This is a genomic window from Pedobacter changchengzhani, assembly GCF_004354365.1.
Taxonomy (GTDB): domain Bacteria; phylum Bacteroidota; class Bacteroidia; order Sphingobacteriales; family Sphingobacteriaceae; genus Pedobacter; species Pedobacter changchengzhani.
This window is the reverse complement of record NZ_SJCY01000007.1, coordinates 178,159-199,922: the sequence shown is the minus strand read 5'-3', so window position 1 is coordinate 199,922 and position 21,764 is coordinate 178,159. Positions and strand designations below refer to the sequence as shown.

The window sequence follows — 21,764 nt, the reverse complement described above, 5'->3', positions numbered from 1 at the left end:
CATTCAATTCAAAAATAAAACTATTCAGAGCTAATTTAAGAGGCGTAACCGATCCCAAATTTTTCCTGTTTAGACTTGGAAAATTGTTTGCTTAGAGCCAGCACTCCCCAGCTTTTACGGTTGACCCGAGATTTTCTATTAGTGCAACAATTACCTTCAGGTGTTTTGGTCAACGGTCGTTATATTATGTTTTTTATTAAAAGTTTGTCATTCCGACTTCGGAGGAATCTGATTTGAACAGTCGATTTTTTAGCGAAAAATATTGTAGCATCATTCGATGTATCTGTGTATAATACCAAAAATTGTCGCTTTATCATTATTTACAACCCAGTATTATTTCTAAACAACTTTATTGCGATAGCCAACAAAATTACGCCGAAGGCTTTACGAAGCACGTTTAATCCCGATTTGCCAAATAATTTCTCCAATCTCTGCGTATTCTTTAAAACGAAATAAACAAATAGCGTATTTATTAGGATACCAACTAAAATGTTTTGTGTTTCGTATTCCGTTTTTAGGGATAGAAGCGTGGTCATTGTACCAGCACCTGCTATTAGCGGGAAAGCTAATGGTATTATCGATACAGTTTCTGGGGCTTCTTCTTTAAATATTGTTAAACCTAAAACCATCTCCATCGCAATAAAAAATATTACAATTGAACCAGCAATCGCAAACGATTGAACATCTAACCCGATTATTTTTAATAAATTCTCACCCAGAAATAAAAATAAAATCATTAATCCAGTAGCCACAAGAGAAGCTTTTTCCGATTCTATGTGGCCTGCTTTTCTTCTAAGTTCTATTATTATGGGAATGGATCCCAAGATATCAATAATGGCAAACAATACCATTGAAGTGGATACAATTTGACTGAAATTAAATTTGAGATAGTTCATTTTGTAAAATTTTAGTGCAAAGGTAAAATAAAAATATCGACTTAGATTAATTGTAAATCATCAAGACATTAAATTTGTTTTATGATCCCGATTATGGTTTTTATTCTGCGATAAAATGGCTCTTTAAATAACGCCAAAATGTTATTTAAGAAAAAAGCCACCCGAAGGTGGCTTTCACAATATGTTCAACGAAATTATAGTTCGGGCTTTGGTGGGTCTACTGGTATTACAACCTTGCCTTTATTTCTTAATACGGATTTATTTTTACCATACAAAAAGTAAATTGCTACACCAAGAATCATCCAAATTGCCAATCGTATCCATGCCTCGTATGGTAATGAATACATCAAATACACACATACAATAATACCTAAAATTGGTACTAAAGGAACGAATGGAGTTCTAAAAGGACGATGTCTAGTAGGATCTGTTTTGCGCATAATCATAACGCCGATACAAACAAGTGAGAAAGCAAAAAGTGTTCCTATTGATACCATGTGACCTAATTCTGTAACCGGTACAAATCCTGCAAAAATACTCACGAATACCATAAAGAATAAATTTGTCTTAAATGGCGTTCTAAATTTTGAGTGAATTGTGCTGAAGAATTTAGGTAACAAACCATCTTTAGACATTGTGTAGAATACTCTCGATTGTCCCATTAGCATAACTAATATTACAGAGGTATATCCAGCTAATATGGCAATTATTAATCCCATTTGAAGCCAAGTGTATCCTGTTGCTTTAAAAGCCGTGGCTGCTGGAGATGCATCACCTTTAAAAATTTGGAATGGTACTAATCCAGTCATTACATGAGCAAACAATACATAAAGAATTGTACATACAACTAATGAACCTAATATCCCAATAGGCATTCCTTTTTGTGGGTTTTTAGCTTCCTGAGCTGCGGTCGACACGGCGTCGAAGCCAATGAAAGCAAAGAATACTAGCGCTGCACCTGCTGCAATACCCGAAATACCAAATTCACCGTAAACGCCAGTGTTTTCTGGAATATAAGGTGTATGGTAAGCAGGATTTATAAATTTCCAGCCCAAAGCGATGAACAAGATTACCACACATACTTTGACAATAACTAATATATTATTAAGACTTGCAGACTCTTTTGTGCCCCGGATTAGCATGAGTGATAAAAGCGACACAATAACAATAGCCGGAAGGTTAATACCTCCGCCTTCTCCTGCCGCAAATGATTTAGTTAAATACATGGGCATCTCGAGACCAAACTCATGAAGTAGCTTCACGAAATATCCAGACCAGGAAACGCCAACTGTTGCAGCACCTAATGCATATTCCAGTACTAAATCCCATCCAATTATCCATGCCATAAACTCACCCATTGTAGCGTAAGAATAAGTGTAGGCACTTCCTGCAACAGGAATCATAGAAGCAAATTCTGCATAGCACAAGCCAGCAAAAGCACAGCCAACTGCTGCCAATATAAATGATAAGGTAACTGCGGGACCAGCATGATCTGCGGCTGCAATGCCCGTTAAAGAGAATAAACCTGCACCAATAATGGCGCCGATACCAAGAGCAACAAGACTTGTACTGCTCAGTGTTCGTTTCAATGTGCCTTCCCCACTTTCAGCAGATTCTGCTATCAGTACGTCAATGGGCTTTTTTAAATTCAGCATTTATTTAGTTTGTTTTAGTTGATTTAATTGTTTGCGGTCGTAAACCTAAATAAAAATAATGTAAATAAAAAGAGGGATTTTAACTAAAAACCCCTCTTTTTAAATTTAAAACCACCTATTTTTTAATTTTCGGATGTTTTAATAAATGTCACTTGTTTTTGACTATCAATTTTTTGAAGTTGCTCTACCTGATGTTGCAACATGATAATTTCTTTTTTAATCTCTGCTTTTGCTTGCGTTGCCATTTTTGGTACGGCAATGTATGGCGCAATTACTAAAGATACAATCGACATTAATTTAATTAAAATATTCATCGATGGACCAGATGTGTCTTTAAAAGGATCACCAACGGTATCACCTGTTACTGAAGCTTTATGCGGTTCTGATTTTTTGTAGAACATTTCTCCGTTAATCATTACACCTTGCTCGAAAGATTTCTTAGCATTATCCCACGCACCACCTGCGTTACTTTGGAAAATTCCCATAAGTACACCTGTAACGGTAACACCTGCTAATAATCCACCTAAAACCTCAGGGCCGAAAGTGAAACCAATAATTACTGGGGTAATTAATGCAATAGCACCTGGCAACATCATTTCGCGGATAGATGCTTTAGTCGAAATCGCAACGCACTTATCATATTCAGGTTTTGCTTTGTATTCCATAATTCCAGGAATTTCGCGGAACTGGCGACGAACTTCTTGCACCATATCCATCGCTGCCTTACCTACCGCTTGGATACATAATGCCGAGAATACGAAAGGAATCATCCCGCCTACAAATAATCCCGCTAATACTGGTGCTTTGTAAATATCAATTGCCGAAATACCTGCAATACCAACAAAGGCTGCAAATAATGCCAATGAAGTTAAAGCGGCCGAAGCAATTGCAAATCCTTTACCTGTTGCTGCGGTGGTGTTGCCAACTGCATCTAAATTATCGGTACGCTCACGTACTTCTGGAGGTAATTGACTCATCTCTGCGATACCACCTGCGTTATCTGCAATTGGTCCAAAAGCATCAATAGCCAACTGCATTGCAGTAGTTGCCATCATACCTGCTGCTGCAATTGCAACTCCGTATAATCCTGCAAAGTGGTAAGAAGCCATAATTCCGCCAGCCAAAACCAAAATTGGAATTACCGTTGATTTCATTCCAACCGATAAACCTGCAATAATATTTGTTGCATGACCTGTTGATGATTGTTGAATAATAGAATTTACTGGTCCTTTACCCATTGCCGTAAAATATTCAGTAACAATACTCATAATCGTACCTACAACTAAACCAACCATAATGGCGTAAAACACATTCATGCTCGAAAACTCGTAACCACGAATGCTTAATGTTTCTGGCAACATCCACTTCACAATAAAGAAAGATGAAACAGCTGTAATGGCAATGGACGACCAATTACCTAAATTCAAGGCATTTTGAACGCTCGATTTTTCATCCTTTATCGTTACAAACCATGTACCTATAATAGAAAAGATAATACCTAAACCACAAATTACCATTGGTAATAAAATAGGAGACATACCTCCAAATTTATCATCAACCTTTATTTCTTGTCCTAATACCATGGTGGCTAAAATGGTTGCTACATAAGATCCAAATAAATCGGCGCCCATACCTGCAACATCACCCACATTATCACCTACGTTATCGGCAATAGTTGCAGGGTTACGAACATCATCTTCTGGTATTCCAGCTTCTACTTTACCTACTAAATCGGCACCAACATCGGCTGCTTTGGTATAAATACCACCGCCAACACGTGCAAATAATGCTATTGATTCTGCACCTAAAGAGAAGCCTGTTAAAACCTCAATTGCGGTTTTCATTTCTACACTATCTACAGTAACCACGTTAAAGTATTTCATAAATACAATAAACAAACCACCTAATCCTAAAATAGCAAGTCCGGCAACGCCTAAACCCATAACCGTTCCGCCGGTAAAACTTACCTTTAGCGCTTGTTTTAAACTTGTTCTAGCAGCTTGTGTAGTACGAACATTTGCTTTGGTTGCCACATTCATACCAATATATCCTGCAGTTGCAGAAAATACAGCACCTATTAAAAATGCAATAGAAATAATCCAGCTCGAGTGCATTTGTACGCCATTTATTTCGTGGATATTTCCAGAATAGGCCAGCAAAGCAGCGGTAAAAACAGCAAAAATACTAAGTACTTTCCATTCTGCTTTCAAAAACGCCATTGCACCATCGGCAATGTAGCCAGCCAGTTCTTGCATGTTTTTATCACCGGGGTCTTGTTTGCTCACCCAAGCACTTTTAATCGCCATCACAATTATACCTACAAGGCCAAGTGCAGGGATAAAATAAATTAAATTGTTTTGTAAAAAATCCATAGTTAAAAATTGATTTGTCTTATTCGTTCGTTTTTAAATGATTTGGTTATTATTTATCTACACTTTCGTGTAAAATGAGTGTAGCAAGGTAATAAATTATTTGTTCTGTGGATGAAAATTTAATCTTAGCGCATAATATTTTTATCCGTAGGCTAATTTAATCGCAATTATCAATGTTTTTAGTTTGGTTTAACGCTTTTTGCTATCCATATAAGGCTATTTTTTTTACATCTTTTTTAATATATCTTAGGGGCGTAAAACCAAACCAACTAAACTATATATGGAAGAATTGAACAAAGAAACACCTGCCAAAAGAAAATTAGGCCTTTTTGATGCTGCGATGCTGGTAATGGGCTCGATGATTGGAAGCGGTATTTTTATTGTAAGTGCCGATGTGATGCGTAATTTAGGTTCGGGATATTGGTTAATTGTGGTTTGGGTAATTACGGGGATAATGACAGTTGCAGCCGCAATATCGTATGGCGAACTTGCTTCTATCTACCCCAAAGCAGGCGGACAATACACATATCTGAAAGAAATTTTTGGTAAAATGATGGGCTTCCTTTACGGTTGGGGATTATTTGCCGTGATCCAAACAGGCACAATTGCTGCTGTTGCCGTTGCTTTTGGTAAATTTACTTCCTATTTAATACCATCTTTAAACGATGCTGCGCCAATTTTTCAAAGTGGTGGATATAAAATTACTTGGATCCAAATATTAGCTATTGGTGTAATTCTGCTCTTAAGTTATATAAATACAAAAGGCGTTGAAAGTGGTAAATGGATGCAGAATATTTTTACCGGCTCCAAAATTATTGCCCTAATCGGACTTATAATTTTAGGTTTTCTTTTGGTGAAAAACAATTTTTGGTCGGAGAATATGAGTTTCGGATGGAGCGCTTTCAAAAATCTAAAAGCAGATGCAAGCGGAAATTTCCTTAAATCTGGCTGGGAATCCATTTCTGGAATGGCCATTATGGGCGGAATTGCAGCGGCGATGGTGGGTTCGGTATTTTCTAGTGTAGCATGGGAAAACGTTACTTTTGTATCTGGCGAAATTGAAAACCCCAAGAAAAATATCGTTCGTTCTATGGTTTTGGGTACTACCGCAGTAGTAATTTTATACTTATTGGTTAATTTTATATACTTAAACACGTTAAGTAGAGACGGTATTGCCTTTGCAACTAACGATCGTGTTGCGGTTGAAGCCTCCCAACAAATTTTCGGAAACGGTATTGGTACCATTATAATGGCCATACTGGTTATGGTTTCTACTTTCGGTTGCGTTAATGGGCTGGTTTTTGCCGGCGGTAGGGTTTTCCAAACAATGGCTAAAGACGGTATGTTTTTTAAAGCAGCAATTCACAACAACAAAAACGGCGTTCCAGCAAAATCACTTTGGATGCAATGTATTTGGGCTTCTGTTTTATGCTTAAGCGGTCAATACGGAAATCTTTTGGATATGATTTCTTTCGTAATTGTACTCTTTTACATGATTACCGTTTTTGGCGTAATTTATTTGAGATTTAAACAACCAAATTTAGAACGACCTTACAAAACCTGGTTGTACCCAGTTACGCCAATTATTTATTTGGTAATTGGCGCTGCATTTTGCGGTTTGCTCCTCATTTATAAACAACAATATACTTGGCCCGGCCTAATTATCGTATCGCTCGGTATTCCAATTTATTATATCATTAAGAAGAAGGAGCAACAGCTTTAAACCGAGGTTTTTATTAGCATTTATTTGAGAGGAGCAGATTTATTTGCTCCTTTTTGTTTTTAAATTGATTTGGAAACGAAGGGTGCTGTGTCAATCGGTTCCGAAAGCCCCGCCCTTTGCTAAATGCCGAAGAAAAATCGGCATACCGCCGTCGGTCGGGTTTAGTTAACTTGGGGTATTGCAACAAACAGAGGAAGTTAAAACCCATATTACTTAAAAAAATCGATATATGAGATGAAGACCATAACAAGGCTAAATTGTTAAAATTTGACAATTAGCATGTAGCAAATGTCGTCTTCGAGTTATGTCATGATTATTGGTAATTTGATTACGTTGTTAATAACACTCATTAATCATTAAATACATTTTTTTGTATAAACCAACTAGCTTTTTGGTATGATCATATTCTAGACTTAATTGTTTTTTCCGCACTTTATTCTTTTCTTTTTTAATTTTTATTTCATAATCGTCTGCAATTTTCCAATCAATTGTACCAAATAACAACGTTTCGGTTTTACCATTGAAATAAGTTATTTTTTGTAGACCATAGCCTCCAGTTTTATAAGGTAAGGAGATTGAAGTTTTATTTAGTGTTAAGATGCTATCTACAAGCAAAAATAGGGGCGTAACCTTCGAGATTGCAATTTTTTCTATTGGGATATTTTGTAACGAATCTTTATTAAATTTTTTAGATGTTTTAGTTATAATTTTACCGTTTTCTGTTATGGTTTTATAGCCACTACTTGGGTTTATGCCCAAGCCAGCATAAGAGTAGGTTATACTCTTTTGAGCTTGGGCATTTATTGTAAATGCACAACAGAATATTAATATTATTTTAAACACTGTTAGTTAAATTTAATCACTTTATTAGGATTGAGCAATATTTTTCTAAATTCTTGATACCTTGTAGAATTGTTAAAAATTACTTCCTTACCATTAATTATTCCACCCTGAAACTCTTGCGTTAACACCCCATCTAAAATTTTTGGGTCGTCCGTTGGATAACCTAATTTTCCATCATTAAAATTATTGAAACCGTATCGGTTGTATAATTCTCCCTCCGGTACATAATGTGCGCCAGTGGTTAGCGAGTAATACATTGCTCCTTTTTCAAACCACTGTGTGCCTCCGGATTTAGCTTTATCTACGTCAAAATCAGTCCTTGGATACCCTAATACTCCTTTTTCATAGCCCAATTCGCCATATTTTTTATATACAGCTCCAGTTATGTAGTAGGCATCAGGTTTGCCAAATTTGTAATAAATAGAACCTTGTTCAAAATGTTGTACTACACCAGTGTTTTTATTTATATATATTTCATCTGTTTTAGGAAATCCTGTAATTCCATCTGCGCCAATTTTGCTCCATTCTTTTAAAACTATTCCTTTTACTAAATGGGTATTGGTATTTGCGCTCCACACCAATGTTCCACCTTCAAAATCTTGTATTGCGCCCCCAAGTTTTCTGGTGGTAGGTAAATGATCGGTGGTTGGCCAACCAATACTCCTGTTGCTATTGTTTAAAACAATGGAATATTTACCAATATCTCCTTTCGTAAATAGGGCTTTTGCACTTCGAGGGTTGAAAAAAATGCGAGCATCCTGATCATATATTTTTACCCAAATAGGATTATTGGTAACTTTGCTGTTCAGTCTTTCAATCTGGTTACTGCCGGTAAACCTGCAATCAGCTGTTAAATTTTTCGCTCTAACTGCAGCTTCTGCAATTACTATATCGTCAGACGTGCTTACCTTGACAGGTTTGGGTATTTTACTAAGCGTTAATTTAAACCACACCTTGTCTCCATCATTCGAGGTAGAAAAGTTACCTTCAAAGTCCGCAGCTGAGATCCAAGTTTGCCTATTATTAAAATCAGATAGATCTATAGATGTATGGCCAGTGCATCCATGGCAACATTGGTCATCCTTTTCTCCGGGCAAATTATCGTTTCTCATTCTGTTAACGCCAAATTCTGAATCAACTACATTTAAATCGTCATCTGGCGAATCACCGTCATGATCTCTAATCCGCAAGAAAAAGCGTGCAATGATAGTGCCCTGAAAATTGCTTTTTAACGTAATTGTATTCGCAGTCATGTTTGGTTGCTTGTAATCTGTTTTCCCCCATAAGCAGGTAATAAATCTGCCATTAGTTGTTTTTACAGGCTTATAATTTGCCCCTCCAGTCACTTCATAAAAAGCAACTGCAAAATCACCATAAGGTTGGGTGTTCGCAGCCAGAACCGTATTATCAAATGAGACTAAATAAGTATCTTCAAACTGTGCTTTGGCATTTTCTACTATAAAAAATGCTAAAATTATGATTAATATTTTTTTCATTTTTTTAAGGTTTAGATCATTCTTATAAAACCTTCCTCAAAATCCGCAATGTAGTGCACCCCAACAGGAATTTTTTCGAATTTTCCATCAGTTATTTTGAAAGCTCCGAGCGCCTTTCCATCCCCTTTTAGATAGTTGGTAATGTAACCTTCGCAGGTAAATGTACCACTGATTTTATTTTGATTGTTTACACTAACAGTGAGAAAGCCAGACTTTATATTTAACAGTTTGTGATTTTCTACAGCTAAATACCCTGTAATTTTTAATGGTTTATTAAATATTAAATCCTTTTCCGTTGTAATATTTGCGCCATCATTAAAATCATCTGCATAGCCACCATAAATAGAAGCGTTAATACTCAGTTCGTGATGTTTTTGCTTTTTGTTTTTTTTATTTGGTAGTAAATAATCCGCGTACGCGTAAAATTTATACAAATGCTTATTGTAGGTAAAGGTGAATGCTAGTGGGGTATTATTATTTACGATTTTATAATTAAAAGTGATGGGTGTATCTATAATTGTTTTAGGTAGATCCTTCCTTGTTTTTACAGAATCAATTACAGCTTTGCTAGCAACCACTTTATTATTTTCAGATAAATTTTTACCTGTTTTTCCCTTACATGCCATCAGGAAGAAAAGCGATAGTATTATTATTGCGATGTGTCTCATAAATGATTATTTTACAAAAATTCCCTTAACCATGCTACTTCCAAGAGGTGGGTTTTGAGTTAATTGTACACGAACACCATTTTTAAAGTAGCTCGCAGTCGAGTTTCTATCTCCACCGAGATAAACATCAGATCCTAGAACGAAAATGCATTGCGCAGAACTACTAGCATTCGCTTCAACAATTGGCGTGGCAACACCATTTTTCCAAATATTTGCATTTGGAAAGCTACCTGCAACATAAACGTCTTGACCATTTACAAAAACTGAGGATGCTTCCACTCCCCCAGAGCTACCATCGCTCAAAGTAATTGCTGTTCCATTCTTCCAAACTACAGCCTTACTATAGGTAGTTACATTATTAACAATTTTGCCAGCTATTGTGCCCGAGACATAAACGTCATTGCCTGATACAAAAACTCCAGTTGCTCCAGCGTCTGTGCCATCACTTAATTTAGTTTTCACCCCATTTTTCCAGAGAACTGAAGTCTTGATGAGTTGGCTATCTGTTGTTCTGCCACATACATAAACGTCTGTTCCATTTACGAAGATTCCAGAAGCGTTCGAGTTATTAATATCGTCAAGTATGATCAATGCGCCATTTTTCCACATACATGCATTACTTATTCCTCCAGAGATGGTAGTAGTTACACCTCCTGCGGCATAAACGTCAGCCCCAACTACGTAAATTGCATTTACATATCCTGAGAAACCCTTGTCAGGCAAATTTATTGCGACACCATTTTTCCAAATTCTGGCTTTTAAATTATCATTTCCACCAACATAAACGTCGTTCCCTAAAACGAAAACGCTTGTTGCAGTAGCAATAGCGCTGCCATCTGTAAGCTGGGTAAATGCGCCGTTCTTCCACAATGATGCAACTTGGCGAGTGGCAGACGCTGGTTGCGTGTAACCCACGGCGTATACATCATTTGTTGTGGCCGGTGGTGATACAACCACAGGAGGAGGTGTTACCTCTGATGTGGGAGAATTTTTTTTACAAGCACTTGTAATAGCAATTGCTGCAATGGCTATTATAAATTTTATTTTAGTCATAAGGTTTTAATTGATTTAATACATATAAAGTTAATGGCCTAAACATTGCAAAGTCAGGCCAAATAGACGAATGACCATTTAAATAGATGAATGAGAATTTCTTAAATTGAATAGGCGATTCTATTCTAGTTCTTGTATCACTAATAATTGTAATTGCTGTATTTAGTGTTTGGGTGTCTTGCTGGGTAGAACTATTGCAGGTGTTTCATTTTTATTACTCTTTTCGTTTGTTTGACAAGCAATGCACAGGCACATTATAGCAAATACAAAAAATCTAGTTGCATTTATATTTTGGTAAGTTTTCATTATCAGTTATTTTTAATTTTATATTGGCTTTGTCTGCTCTTCCCACGTAACTTTTCGAAATTGCCGATGGGTTTTTGTGAGCGTTTCTTATTTTATGTTCCCCTTGAGATTATTTCCCCGCCCTGTTTTGTAACACGTTATGTAAAATCAACTGGCTTAAATAACTCAACGTCTCAAACTATTTCCTATCGGGGGTATATAATCTCTCTTTCGAGAATAGCCAAAATCAATAGGTTTTATAAAACAGCTAATTGTTTATCGGTTGACAGGGACCCTTTTGATAAAGGAAATGTATTGTCGAAAGTTAACTTTTCAACTATATAATCGACCATTGGCTTTATAACTGTGCAAGAAATATTTCCATTTACATCCCAATATAATTTTTCTGTGGTGGATTCTGCCATCCTAAAGCCACTACAATGGCCGTAATACATACAATCATTGCAAACTGAGCCAGTAATTAAATTTGCTCTTTCAATAGCTCGCTTTCTAGCGGATGACGAAAGTAATGCAGAAAATGGGGTGGTGAAAATATTGCCATATGCAAACAGGTCATTATATGCGTCAGCTTCGCAGAATACTTGCCCATTAGTATTTATTATAAAAAGAGAATCGTCTGTTTCTTTGCTAAATTTATGTAGTGTTTCATTGGAATTTAAAAAAGAGATGGCGATATCCATATATTCATTAATGGGTTCAAATTTTATGGCGCTTTCTGATTGAATCCATTGATCGAAAAGATCTTTTAAAATTTTTACAAGTTTGACTGCGGTAAGTAAGTTGTCGTCGTGCTGACCTTCATAACCCGTAAGGTCTATAGGCAGTAAGCGCCAAGTAGTATTACATTTGTCGAAAAATGCGAACATCTCTTTGTAGAACGGGGCAGTTTTACCGCTAAGAACTGATATTACACTTACAAAAATATTTTCTTTTGCCAAAATATCCATGTTAGCGAGTGTACGGTGATCCATGCTCTTTCCCGATTGGTTTACCCGCTCTTCCCCGAAAAGGTCAATTGAAACGCCCACCCCAGAAATTACATCATCTTTAATGAGTTGTACATGTTCAGGCTTTAGATTAATCAAATTAGTTTGAACTACGTTTTGAAAAAGTATGCCTGCCTGACCGAAAATTCTTTGTTGCATTTCAAAAATACTGCGATAATAACTGGCACTCAGTAAGAATGGTTCACCACCGTGGAAGACAAATTCTACTTTCGAAATACTATGTTCTACCACAGAAGGCAAAATATTCTGAAACATTTTTTCTATATCTGTAAGTTCTATTTTTCTTTTGTCACCCAGATACGGGTATTCATAACAGTATTTACAACGTAAGTTGCATAATTTAGTAAGTTTAATAACTAGCTGAATACTTTTAGGTTTCCACATATACATGATGTTTTCGAAAGAAATACTGCCATAGTATTGCGACTATGGCGGTATTTTTTAAGGCTTAATTTTAAGTTTTGAATTAATTTTTCTTAATTCAGTCGCATTAAAGGTGTAATTTCCTCCAGTTACTTTTATCTCGTCTGAGCTCCCCTTTAGAGTCCATTTTTTGAAATCATCAGCTTTAGCGAAATCTCCTGACTTCTCTGCAAAACTTGTAGGAATCATGGCACCTTTCGCACCCGAAGCCCTTAGTTTGTCCATTATTACACGCATTGCCGCAGGGCTGATATTCTTAATGTGTGTTGTATCGGACAAGGGCGATGAGCAAGTGTTCGCCGCTTGTGCTGCTGAAGACAGTGCTAAAGCTACTACAGTCGCAGCTAAAGTGTTTTTTACGGTTTTTTGCATTTTTTTTAAGTTTAAATTGTGAAAAAGAAGAGTTGAATAATTATTTCCGATTATTGATTAAAATTTGTTTTTCTAATTTTCTCGGTTGATGTTTTTTTAATGTTGGTTTTTATTTTTGACAAGTTTTTATTGAGAGCTTAATATTCATACTATAATCTTTGATGTCGATTTTTTGTGCGATAAATTTAATTTGCTGATTTATTTTTTAACATTAATAAACTACCAGCAAAAGTTGTAGCCGCGCCTACAACTTTTATAATTAACACCCAAGATAGTTGGGCTATCGTAAAAATCTATTAATCAGTGGGTTTAATAGATGGTTTTATGCCATCAGGTTTCATCTTTTCGAATCTAGCCCTCTCTAATGAACCGCGTTCAAAATCTTGTTTATATTTATCGTCTTCTTTTCTTTCCGCTCCAAGAGGCCAGCCGAATGTACTTCTTGGGCCACCTGCGGCTAAATATTGATCTAAAATTTTGCCTTTTATAATTATTGCAGGTCGGCCTCCATCCCATTTATAATATATAATACCACCTTCAAACACTTGATATACGCCGATTTTTTTACCAGTGTTTCCAATACGATTAGCAAAAATTTCTATTTCATCTGTTTTAGGATAACCTAACTCACCGTTTTCAGATTTTGCTGCCTCAAACGTAGATTTTACAGATCCTTTAACCACATGTGCCCCAGTAGTGGCTTTGTAATAAATAGAACCATTTTGAAAAAATGCAAATTGGCCATTGTCTTTTATGGGTGCAACACTGCTTACAGGCCAACCCATGTCACCGTGTTCTCGATTGTAGGTACCCCACTTTTCTAAAATTGGTCCCCAAATAGCAGTACGGTGATCCCGACCTTGTTTTGTAGAGCTATAACAAAACGCATCATTTAGTGTAGCTCCACAGCAATAACCATTGCCAAAATTAGGGTTAGAATTGCTACTTGCGAATGCCATACCTTTGAGTTTGCCAATGTTTTGGGCTACATATTTATCTTCTTTTAACAGGGTTGTAAACGCTTGCATTGCATGGATAGCATCAGGGTCTATTTCTCCAGGAAGAAATTCGCCGATTTTTTTAACGATCATTGACGATGTTATATCATTAAAACTGTTAAGGCAATCGCTACTTTCTGTTAGTGTTAAGGAACGACCTTTAAAATTTTCATTTTCAAATAATTCTATGCTGTATCCCGGTGTTACACCAACTGCAGATATAGCGTCGTTGGGTATATTTTTAAAGTTTGCATACAATCCTGGTTTTATATACCAATTTTTACTAAAATCGTAACCACAATTTTCATATACTTGTGCGCCTTCTTTAAGTGGGGTAAGGGTGTTAGTGCCTGTAAAATTATACTCTAATACACGAGATTGCTCCCAGTTTTTATTTACACGTAATGAGAAAGGTTCACGTGCTTGGGATTTTGTAATGTCACGCCCGGAAACGGGTGAATGAAAATAGATGTACCCACAATCTTGTGAAGATAATCCATCTGCCCAAATGTGAAATTCAATATCTATCCCGTGAAATGGGGTTACACTTCCATTAAAAACAAATTGAGCTCCAACTGGTACAGCCATTGACTCACCTATGGGCTTGCCTGGATGCTGAAAAATGCCAGTGTATCCGCCCAACGAATTTATGTAAATAGTAGTCTTAGAGTTATTGGTGATTACAATTTTCCAATCTCCAGCATAGCTTTTAAGCTGATGAAGAAATAGCACAGTAAATAATGCTACAATTAGTTTTAAATTTTTCATGGTTTAAATTTTATTGTTTAAAATACTGCTTTAGAATCTGGGAGGGTACTTCCAATTTTTAGATTTGGTCGGTAAATCTTCGCTATGCTTTTAGTGTGATCTAAAGCTGTTGTTACTTTTGAATTTTGGGTATTGCCTGATCTACTGATATACCTATACTGTATCAATTTACACGCATTTTTACACCCGAATATTCTGTATCAGTTATTATGGCTGCAACATTATTCTTTTAATTTTTGTAGAGAGTACCTCCTGCGAATACTTGTGTCACAGAAAATTTGCTAACCCTTTTTTCTTCAGTTATAGGAAACCCGTATTTACCTTTATAGCCCCCATTCTTTATGTATTGGTTAAGTATCTCTCCTTTTACTTTAAAAGCAGGCAGACCACCTTCCCATTTATAGTATATATTTCCGCCTTCATATTCTTGGTATACCCCCTGCTTTTTTTGCGGTCCAAAAGCGGTATTTTCAAAAAGTTCAATTTCATCTGTTTTAGGGTAACCAAGCACACCGTTTTCAGAGCCAGCCTTTATAAAGGCATCTCTAATAGTTCCCCACACCACATGTGCACCGGTAGTTGCTTTATAATAGATGCCGCCATTTTGGAAAAATGCAAATACACCATTGTCTTTTATAGGTGCAACGCTATTTACAGGCCAGTCCATATTGCCATGCTCACGATTGTGGGTACCCCATTTGTCTAGAATTGGCCCCCATATTGCTGTTCGGTTGTCTGCTCCTTGCTTTAATGAGTTGTAGAAGAAAGCGTTGTTTTTAGTGCCCCCGCATGCGTATCCATTACCAAAATCGGGGTTTTTATTTGTGGTATAAAATGGTGAGCCATTAAGACGCCCTGCATTTTGTGCAACATATGGGCTTTCTTGTATTAATGTAGTAAAGGCTTGACCTGCGTGTATTGCCTCTTTTGACAGTCCTGCGGACGGTGCGTTATTTTTGGGCACTATTTGTCTAATAATTAATGAAGAGATTTGATCATTGCAACTGTAATCGTTTAAACAGGCGTGATTTCTATTAAAAACAAAATCCATACCATCATATCCCGCATCTACATAAAGCGTTACTTCATAACCAGGTTCAATTTTAATAGATGATATAACGTCGTTCCAGTTGAAATTTCCAAGATTTTCATAAAAACCAACCGGTAATTTTAATGATAAGCCTTCATATCCACAATCTTTATAAATTGTTACCTGTGCATCACTTGATGTTGCTAATGCAATCAATGCAGAAGTTATTATCACTTTCAAGTTTTTCATATGTTTTTAATTATTTCATACTAACAACCATAAAAATGCGGGTTTTACTAGCATGATTTTTAGGCCAATAGACAAACGACAGCTTAAATAGACGAATGAAAATCATTTGAATTAGGATTGTGAGTGATCTTGTATTAGTAATATAATTTTAAGTCTGTTTAACTGAAATTTTACCCTAATTTCGGTGCAATTCAAACAACGTATATATATGGTAAAATAAGTTTCGATCTATTATAAAACTCTTCTCTACGTTGGCATCCATCCGTAAAAAATAAAGTTTGAGCGTTGATAAATTCCTGTAGATAGGATTTTCATTTAAAGAACGATCACCTGCAAATAGAAAGTCCCTAAATATTTCTTTCATAAAATTTATTTATTGTTTTACAAATAGAGATCTATCATGTGGCTTGTTTAAATCGATAATTGCTTTCCCTTTTTTGAATTTTAAGTATGGATCAGTTTCCATTACAAACTGCTTGGCAGAATGTGCATTGCCTATAGACCAGATGGTTACTTTTTGGGTGATTAATTCTGTTACCCAAACAATATGTTCATCTTTTTCGGGTGTAGTAGCCCATTGCCAGAGCATATTGCACAATTTCATACTTGCGGGCATGCCAGGCATGCCGAGACATAAAGTTCCGTCAGCTTTAAATTCGACTATTAAACCATTTGCGCCTTCGCTTTTTTCTTTGCCATCTCTAATACCATTGTTGTTCTTATCTGTCCAAGTATCTTTTGCCAACCATTTTCCAATTAACCATTTTGCACCAGCTGTAGGTTTTTTAGGCTTTAGGAAAGGATCCTTTCCCAAGGTGTTCATTTGTATAATCTCATTAAGGCGCTCATCTATATTAGTATGGTCGTATGTTTTTTGCGCTTTCAGGTTCGTGAAGTGAACTAGAAGAGTAACGAGAATAAATAATTTTTTCATAATTTTATATTTTAAGTTTTTAGCTAAAGGTTTTGTGAAATTCCTCAAACATGAGTGGCACCATGATCCAAAAAAACAATTTTGGATTTGTATAAGCACTCGGTTGGCTTTTCGATTTACTATTGTTTTATAATCGCTTTATTTAGTTTGATTATTTTGTTAAGGTTAAACTTATTAAAGTTGTAAGCTCTGTTTCCTTTAAATATCAACGCATTTTTATTGTTCCAGTCTGTTGGGTTCGTAACCATCTGTTGTTTTTCTTTGTTGGCATTTGCCACATTGTTATTTGCCTGATTTTGAGCGCTTCGATCACACGCATAACTGGCGATGATTGAGAAATTATTTGTAGAGATCTCATTTAGTCTGGCAATAAAATTTGGATAAACTAGTGGAGATACCTGGCAGGGTCTTAAATCTTTCACACTTGTGTAGGTTGGATCTTCAAACAAAAAATTACTCTTAAGATTAAAAATAGGAGTGAGCGGTATTCCGTCTGGTAAATTTGTAATCTCAATTTTCAAATTCAAGCTCCCGTCCGCTGAATTGGGTAGTTGATAAAATTTTGTGTTGCCGACATCGATGGAATTTAAAAACCTTCCCTTGGCATCTTTATAAGTATCACTTGAGGTACTAATTTCCTCAAATACAGAAGGGGCAACTACCGAAACATTAAAAGCTTGCGAAAAGCTAATGTCAGCAGGTAATTTTACCTCTTTGGGATTTAACGTTACATATTTTATAATGGAATTATTGCCAGAGTTGGGTAATGGAGTTGTTTTTGTAATTACGTCGGGGCCACCAGAAATTGTAAGATTTAGCCTATTCTGGTGGTAATCATCATTCTCTGCATAGTCCCCCGTTATAATGTATGGTGCTTCGACAAAATATCTAAAAGTATTGTCCCCCACATATGGAACATCGTAACTTACATATCCCTTATAAATTTTTCCATTAGAATCTATACATTCAAAATTTAGCTGACCTGCAACACCGCAAGGCCCCCCCATATATGTGCCAAGTATTTGGGCAAATCCTCGTACCTTTCCCTCCACTATAGCCAACGAGTTCAATCCATATGTGGTTAAATTAAAAACTCCGTTATTGCAAAAGAAACAATCGTTACAACTTTTGTTTATAGCTTCTTTAATAACAAACTTTACTCTTGTATTAATTTTAGCCGTAACGGTTAGATTAACGCCCGCGTAACAAAAACTGCTCAACATCACCAGCAACGCTATTATTAAATTCGTTCTTTTCATCCCAATATTTTAAAAATTGTCATTTATTCGCCTATCGGCTTTACAAAGTTTTATTCAGTTTAATTTTGTTAATTTTTAAGGTGTTGAATTTTGAAATTTTGCTATCCTTAAAAATTATGGCATTTTTATTTCTCCAATCTGTAGGGTTTGTAACCATCTGTTGTTTTTCCTTATTAGCATTTGCCACATTGCTACTGGCCTGATTTTGTACATCTTTGTCGCATCTGTAAGCTGTGTTTACGTTGTATTTATTCTCCATTATTTGTTCTAAATTTACTACAAAGGTTGGGTACACCACCGGGTTTATGGAGCATGGTTTCAGATCTTGCGGTCTAGTTTTTGTAGGATCTTCAAATCTTACTTTACTATTTAAATTAAAGGTTGGTGTCAGCGGTATATCTTCTGGTAAGTTGGTAATTTCCAACCTAATATTTAGGAGTCCGTCGCTCGCTGTAGGCAATTGATAATAGTTAATTTTCCCAACTTCAATAGCATTTAAAAACCTGCCTGAGTTGCCCTTGTAGGGTTCTGTGTAGCCTTCTACTACTTGGAATATTGATGGCGCAAGAACTGCTACATCGAAAATATCTAATAAACCAACCCCATTCGGTATATTAACCTTAGTAGGGTCTATCGAAATGTACTTAACTATGGAATTATTGCCGACTTGGGGGAGGATTATGGTATTAATTACTTCTCCAGGACCTCCTTCTAAATTGAACGATAATGATATGTGATGATTTAAGGTATAATCTGTTTTTTGTAAGTATAGCCTAAATGGAGCGTCAATGGTGTATGTGTACTTATTTTCGCCTATGTAAGGAACACTATAATCAATTCTTCCTTTGTAAATTTTTCCATTTATAAAACATTCGAAATTGAGATAGCCAGAAACACCACACGGACCTTCATAATGATTTCTTACTGGAAAATTTTCAAAGTGAGGTCTTAAAAAGTCACCCATCTCATTTAAACCTCTTTCAAATTTTTCATCGTGGCAGAGAATGCAATCCGAACAATTTCCATTTATGTTCTCCGTAACCTTAAATTTGTATTTCGAATTATTGGTTATCCAAATGTCTACGCCCTTAGTGCCAGCAAAAAGGTGATTTGTAAATAAGGATAGTATTAAAATGACTAGTGTTTTTTTCATTATTTCTATATTTAACTTAATTTTTTTAGTTGAGTATCGAAGTGTTATACGAATAGTTTTGCGGGTTATTAATCAATAAAATGCGATATGCACATCATCTAAAATATTTTATTGTTATTTATCATTTGTAGACCGAGCTTTTACGAAAGAGATCCGCACCCTACCACCATTTGCATTAAATTCTATACAATATTTGTTTTCCCAACGGCCAGTAATGTTTGGCACATTATAAGTTGTTACCTTTGTAATGGTTTCTGCAATATCACCGTTAGATTTGAGTATAAAATTAACATTGTCATTTTTTTGAGAAAATGTTAAATTAAAACTGCTGTAATAAATATTAGGCTTTCTAATTCCATTTACAGTTTTATCCGATAGCTCACTGCCAATAAAAATGTCGTTTGTTTTAATCTGGATTGAATTGCCAACATTAGTTAATGTAGTAAAACCGATATTAGATATGGTTCCTTTTTTGATAAGGTATGGAACATTAGTATGCATTGTGGTATAATGGTAATCATCTAAATATTCTATAGTACATGCAGTACGTTTGTTAAATTCAGTTACCAAATTTTTGTACCCGTCTGGTATAGATGCTGATGGTGCATCTTTATGTTTTGGTTTACCAGGTTGAGCATTTGAAGTTTGAAATGCCACAATGATTAAAAAAAATAAGATTGAGTTGATTTTCATGATGGAATATTAAATTTTTATGAGGAAGCTGAATTCTTGTCGCACAAAGCACGTATTCAGTATTGCCCAATTTGTAGTGCAAAATTGATATTTGTTAACTAAGGAAATTGTATCAATAGATAATCGACTGTTTAAATAGATGAGTGACCGAGTTTGAATTCGAATTGTGAAATTATTTTGAAAAGCATCAGTTCAAATTATATTTTTTGGCACTTTTAAATACTTTTTTATGCAGTTATTTAAAAAGCTCGCCTTACCTTTGTCATCGCCTTTTGCCTCATCAACTATTAAATTCTGCCACCTTTTGCCATTTTGTTTGACCAACATTTCCATCGTTTCGTAATTGTTCTCAGGTTGCTGAGGGGTTACGTTAATCTTTCCCCAAATTCCGTTTCGTTTATTTAAACCGATAATAAATTTCCAATCTTTCTCGTTTTTAAACTTAAAGTATAGCGGTCGAACAACAGATAAGCGTTCTGCGTTGGCTAAGTTCTGGGTTGTTTTTGGGCGTTAGCAATAAAGAAATTACTGCAGATGAACAATATTGGTATTTTTGTTAAAATTTGCATCGGCTACCATTTATTTAGATTTTTGGGATGTGATATATTAATACAAGAAATATTAGCGTTTAAAAATAGAGAACAAAATTAAATCAATCGATTTTTTAAGCTATTGATGTTGATTGAAGTTAGAGTTAAGTATAGAATTTACTTAACCCTAACTAAATTTATAATTAAATGATCATCACTTTATAAGGGCAATTTATCTCCCCCATTTGAGAGTTTCAAATCTTTTTGTTTTTTGCTTGGAACCATCATTTTATAAAGCACGCCACTGTTTATTAACTTTGCTATTTTATTTGGCCCAGCATTACTTATGTACATTGTTGTGCCATTTGTAGCTAAGCCGTAAGGTGTGTCAAGATTACTTTGGGCACCATAAATTGTTGGGGATAATGAAAAAGACGTGCCATTATTGAATAAGTGTTTTATCACATTTCCATTCGAACTGTTTAAAACTGTAACATAAGCACCACCTATACCAAAACATAAATCTAATGGACTTCCGTTAATTGCCACCGGCTCCCCAACTTGTTTGTAGTTCATATCGTAAAAATTCACAAAACCATTCCAAAATGAAACAGCAATGTATTTTCCATCCGTTGTTACTGCTTTTGGATTATTAAACCGCTGATCTTTAGGGATAACTACACCGTCTTTTCCATCAATATTTGTGATATCAATTTTCCAGATTTGATTATTATCATCATCAGCGAGTAAAACATGAGTATTATCAATCGCTATAACGCCTCTAGGATTATTGAAGCCTAAATTTATAAACCTATACTTATTAAATAATTGCCTTTTATAAACACCGTTAACCATTTTATAAACCACTAAACCCGTTTCATTGCCAGATGTTTCAGTAACAACTAACGTTTCATCCGGCATAAAAGTTAAAGATTCTGGATTATACAACTCCGTTTCCTCATTTCCATTTTCATCAACCAATTTTATCTTAATCGATGAATTTTTTTCAAAATCTGAAATACTGTTCCAGACATAAACACTTGCTTTTTGGTTTTTGTTATAAAATGATAGTGCAACTTTCCCGAGCCAACTTATTGCTATTCCACATGGATTTTTTTCGTATTTTGCATCTACAGCCATATTAGCAACTTTTACGTACGGGCTCAATACATGCTGTTTTGGTTCTCCTATTGGTCTAAGTTGTCCAAAACTTTTTGCTGAGAGAATAGTAAGAAATGCGATTGCGATTATAAGGTTTATTTTTTTCATGGTTTGAGTTTTAACTTTTTGTAATTTTTAAATAGATTCATAATTTAATAATAAACTAATGTCAGCT

General features: G+C 35.4%; 17 protein-coding genes. 1 reads left to right on the top strand and 16 read right to left on the bottom strand.

Annotation, left to right across the window (positions count from 1 at the left end; genetic code table 11):
* Positions 1–320 precede the first annotated feature (320 nt).
* The 3 genes from EZJ43_RS11515 to EZJ43_RS11505 form a co-directional block, all read right to left on the bottom strand.
* On the bottom strand, positions 321–896 hold the full coding sequence (locus EZJ43_RS11515) for a MarC family protein (protein WP_133262861.1): 576 nt from the start codon (positions 894–896) through the stop codon (positions 321–323).
* A 194-nt stretch (positions 897–1,090) separates the two neighbouring features.
* Positions 1,091–2,548, bottom strand: coding sequence for an amino acid permease (locus EZJ43_RS11510; RefSeq protein ID WP_394343225.1), 1,458 nt, complete (start codon positions 2,546–2,548; stop codon positions 1,091–1,093).
* A gap of 125 nt (positions 2,549–2,673) precedes the next feature.
* Positions 2,674–4,923, bottom strand: coding sequence for a sodium-translocating pyrophosphatase (locus EZJ43_RS11505; protein ID WP_133262859.1), 2,250 nt, complete (start codon positions 4,921–4,923; stop codon positions 2,674–2,676).
* A gap of 280 nt (positions 4,924–5,203) precedes the next feature.
* Between EZJ43_RS11505 and EZJ43_RS11500 the strand changes: the two genes are divergently transcribed.
* Positions 5,204–6,646, top strand: a complete 1,443-nt coding sequence (locus tag EZJ43_RS11500; RefSeq protein WP_133262858.1) for an APC family permease — start codon at positions 5,204–5,206, stop codon at positions 6,644–6,646.
* 336 nt (positions 6,647–6,982) lie between these two features.
* Here the strand turns inward: EZJ43_RS11500 and EZJ43_RS11495 are convergent, their stop codons facing one another.
* The 13 genes from EZJ43_RS11495 to EZJ43_RS11435 form a co-directional block, all read right to left on the bottom strand.
* Positions 6,983–7,489 carry a hypothetical protein gene (locus EZJ43_RS11495; RefSeq protein WP_133262857.1) on the bottom strand — a complete coding sequence of 169 codons (507 nt, stop codon included), beginning with the start codon at positions 7,487–7,489 and terminating at the stop codon, positions 6,983–6,985.
* A gap of 2 nt (positions 7,490–7,491) precedes the next feature.
* Positions 7,492–8,985, bottom strand: a complete 1,494-nt coding sequence (locus EZJ43_RS11490; protein WP_133262856.1) for an LGFP repeat-containing protein — start codon at positions 8,983–8,985, stop codon at positions 7,492–7,494.
* An 11-nt stretch (positions 8,986–8,996) separates the two neighbouring features.
* Positions 8,997–9,653: a hypothetical protein gene (locus EZJ43_RS11485; RefSeq protein WP_133262855.1), complete on the bottom strand. Its 657-nt coding sequence runs from the start codon at positions 9,651–9,653 to the stop codon at positions 8,997–8,999.
* Between the two features lie 6 nt (positions 9,654–9,659).
* Entirely contained in the window at positions 9,660–10,610 is a 951-nt protein-coding gene (locus EZJ43_RS11480; protein WP_133262854.1) for a hypothetical protein, read from the bottom strand.
* Between the two features lie 638 nt (positions 10,611–11,248).
* The gene (locus EZJ43_RS11475; protein ID WP_165953152.1) at positions 11,249–12,403 is read right to left on the bottom strand and encodes a radical SAM protein; all 1,155 of its coding nucleotides are present in this window, start codon (positions 12,401–12,403) and stop codon (positions 11,249–11,251) included.
* Between the two features lie 57 nt (positions 12,404–12,460).
* Positions 12,461–12,814 carry a hypothetical protein gene (locus EZJ43_RS11470; protein WP_133262852.1) on the bottom strand — a complete coding sequence of 118 codons (354 nt, stop codon included), beginning with the start codon at positions 12,812–12,814 and terminating at the stop codon, positions 12,461–12,463.
* A gap of 296 nt (positions 12,815–13,110) precedes the next feature.
* Positions 13,111–14,580, bottom strand: a complete 1,470-nt coding sequence (locus EZJ43_RS11465) for a hypothetical protein (protein WP_133262851.1) — start codon at positions 14,578–14,580, stop codon at positions 13,111–13,113.
* Positions 14,581–14,809: 229 nt separating this feature from the next.
* Positions 14,810–15,859, bottom strand: a complete 1,050-nt coding sequence (locus tag EZJ43_RS11460) for an LGFP repeat-containing protein (RefSeq protein WP_133262850.1) — start codon at positions 15,857–15,859, stop codon at positions 14,810–14,812.
* Between the two features lie 373 nt (positions 15,860–16,232).
* On the bottom strand, positions 16,233–16,793 hold the full coding sequence (locus tag EZJ43_RS11455) for a hypothetical protein (RefSeq protein ID WP_133262849.1): 561 nt from the start codon (positions 16,791–16,793) through the stop codon (positions 16,233–16,235).
* 119 nt (positions 16,794–16,912) lie between these two features.
* Positions 16,913–18,052 (bottom strand): hypothetical protein, encoded by a 1,140-nt coding sequence (locus tag EZJ43_RS11450; protein ID WP_133262848.1) that lies wholly within the window; start codon positions 18,050–18,052, stop codon positions 16,913–16,915.
* 40 nt (positions 18,053–18,092) lie between these two features.
* A complete protein-coding gene (locus EZJ43_RS11445) occupies positions 18,093–19,205 on the bottom strand; it encodes a hypothetical protein (protein ID WP_133262847.1) in 1,113 nt (370 codons plus the stop codon).
* A gap of 114 nt (positions 19,206–19,319) precedes the next feature.
* Positions 19,320–19,898, bottom strand: a complete 579-nt coding sequence (locus EZJ43_RS11440) for a hypothetical protein (RefSeq protein ID WP_133262846.1) — start codon at positions 19,896–19,898, stop codon at positions 19,320–19,322.
* A 749-nt stretch (positions 19,899–20,647) separates the two neighbouring features.
* Positions 20,648–21,697 (bottom strand): NHL repeat-containing protein, encoded by a 1,050-nt coding sequence (locus EZJ43_RS11435; RefSeq protein WP_133262845.1) that lies wholly within the window; start codon positions 21,695–21,697, stop codon positions 20,648–20,650.
* Between the last annotated feature and the right edge of the window lie 67 nt (positions 21,698–21,764).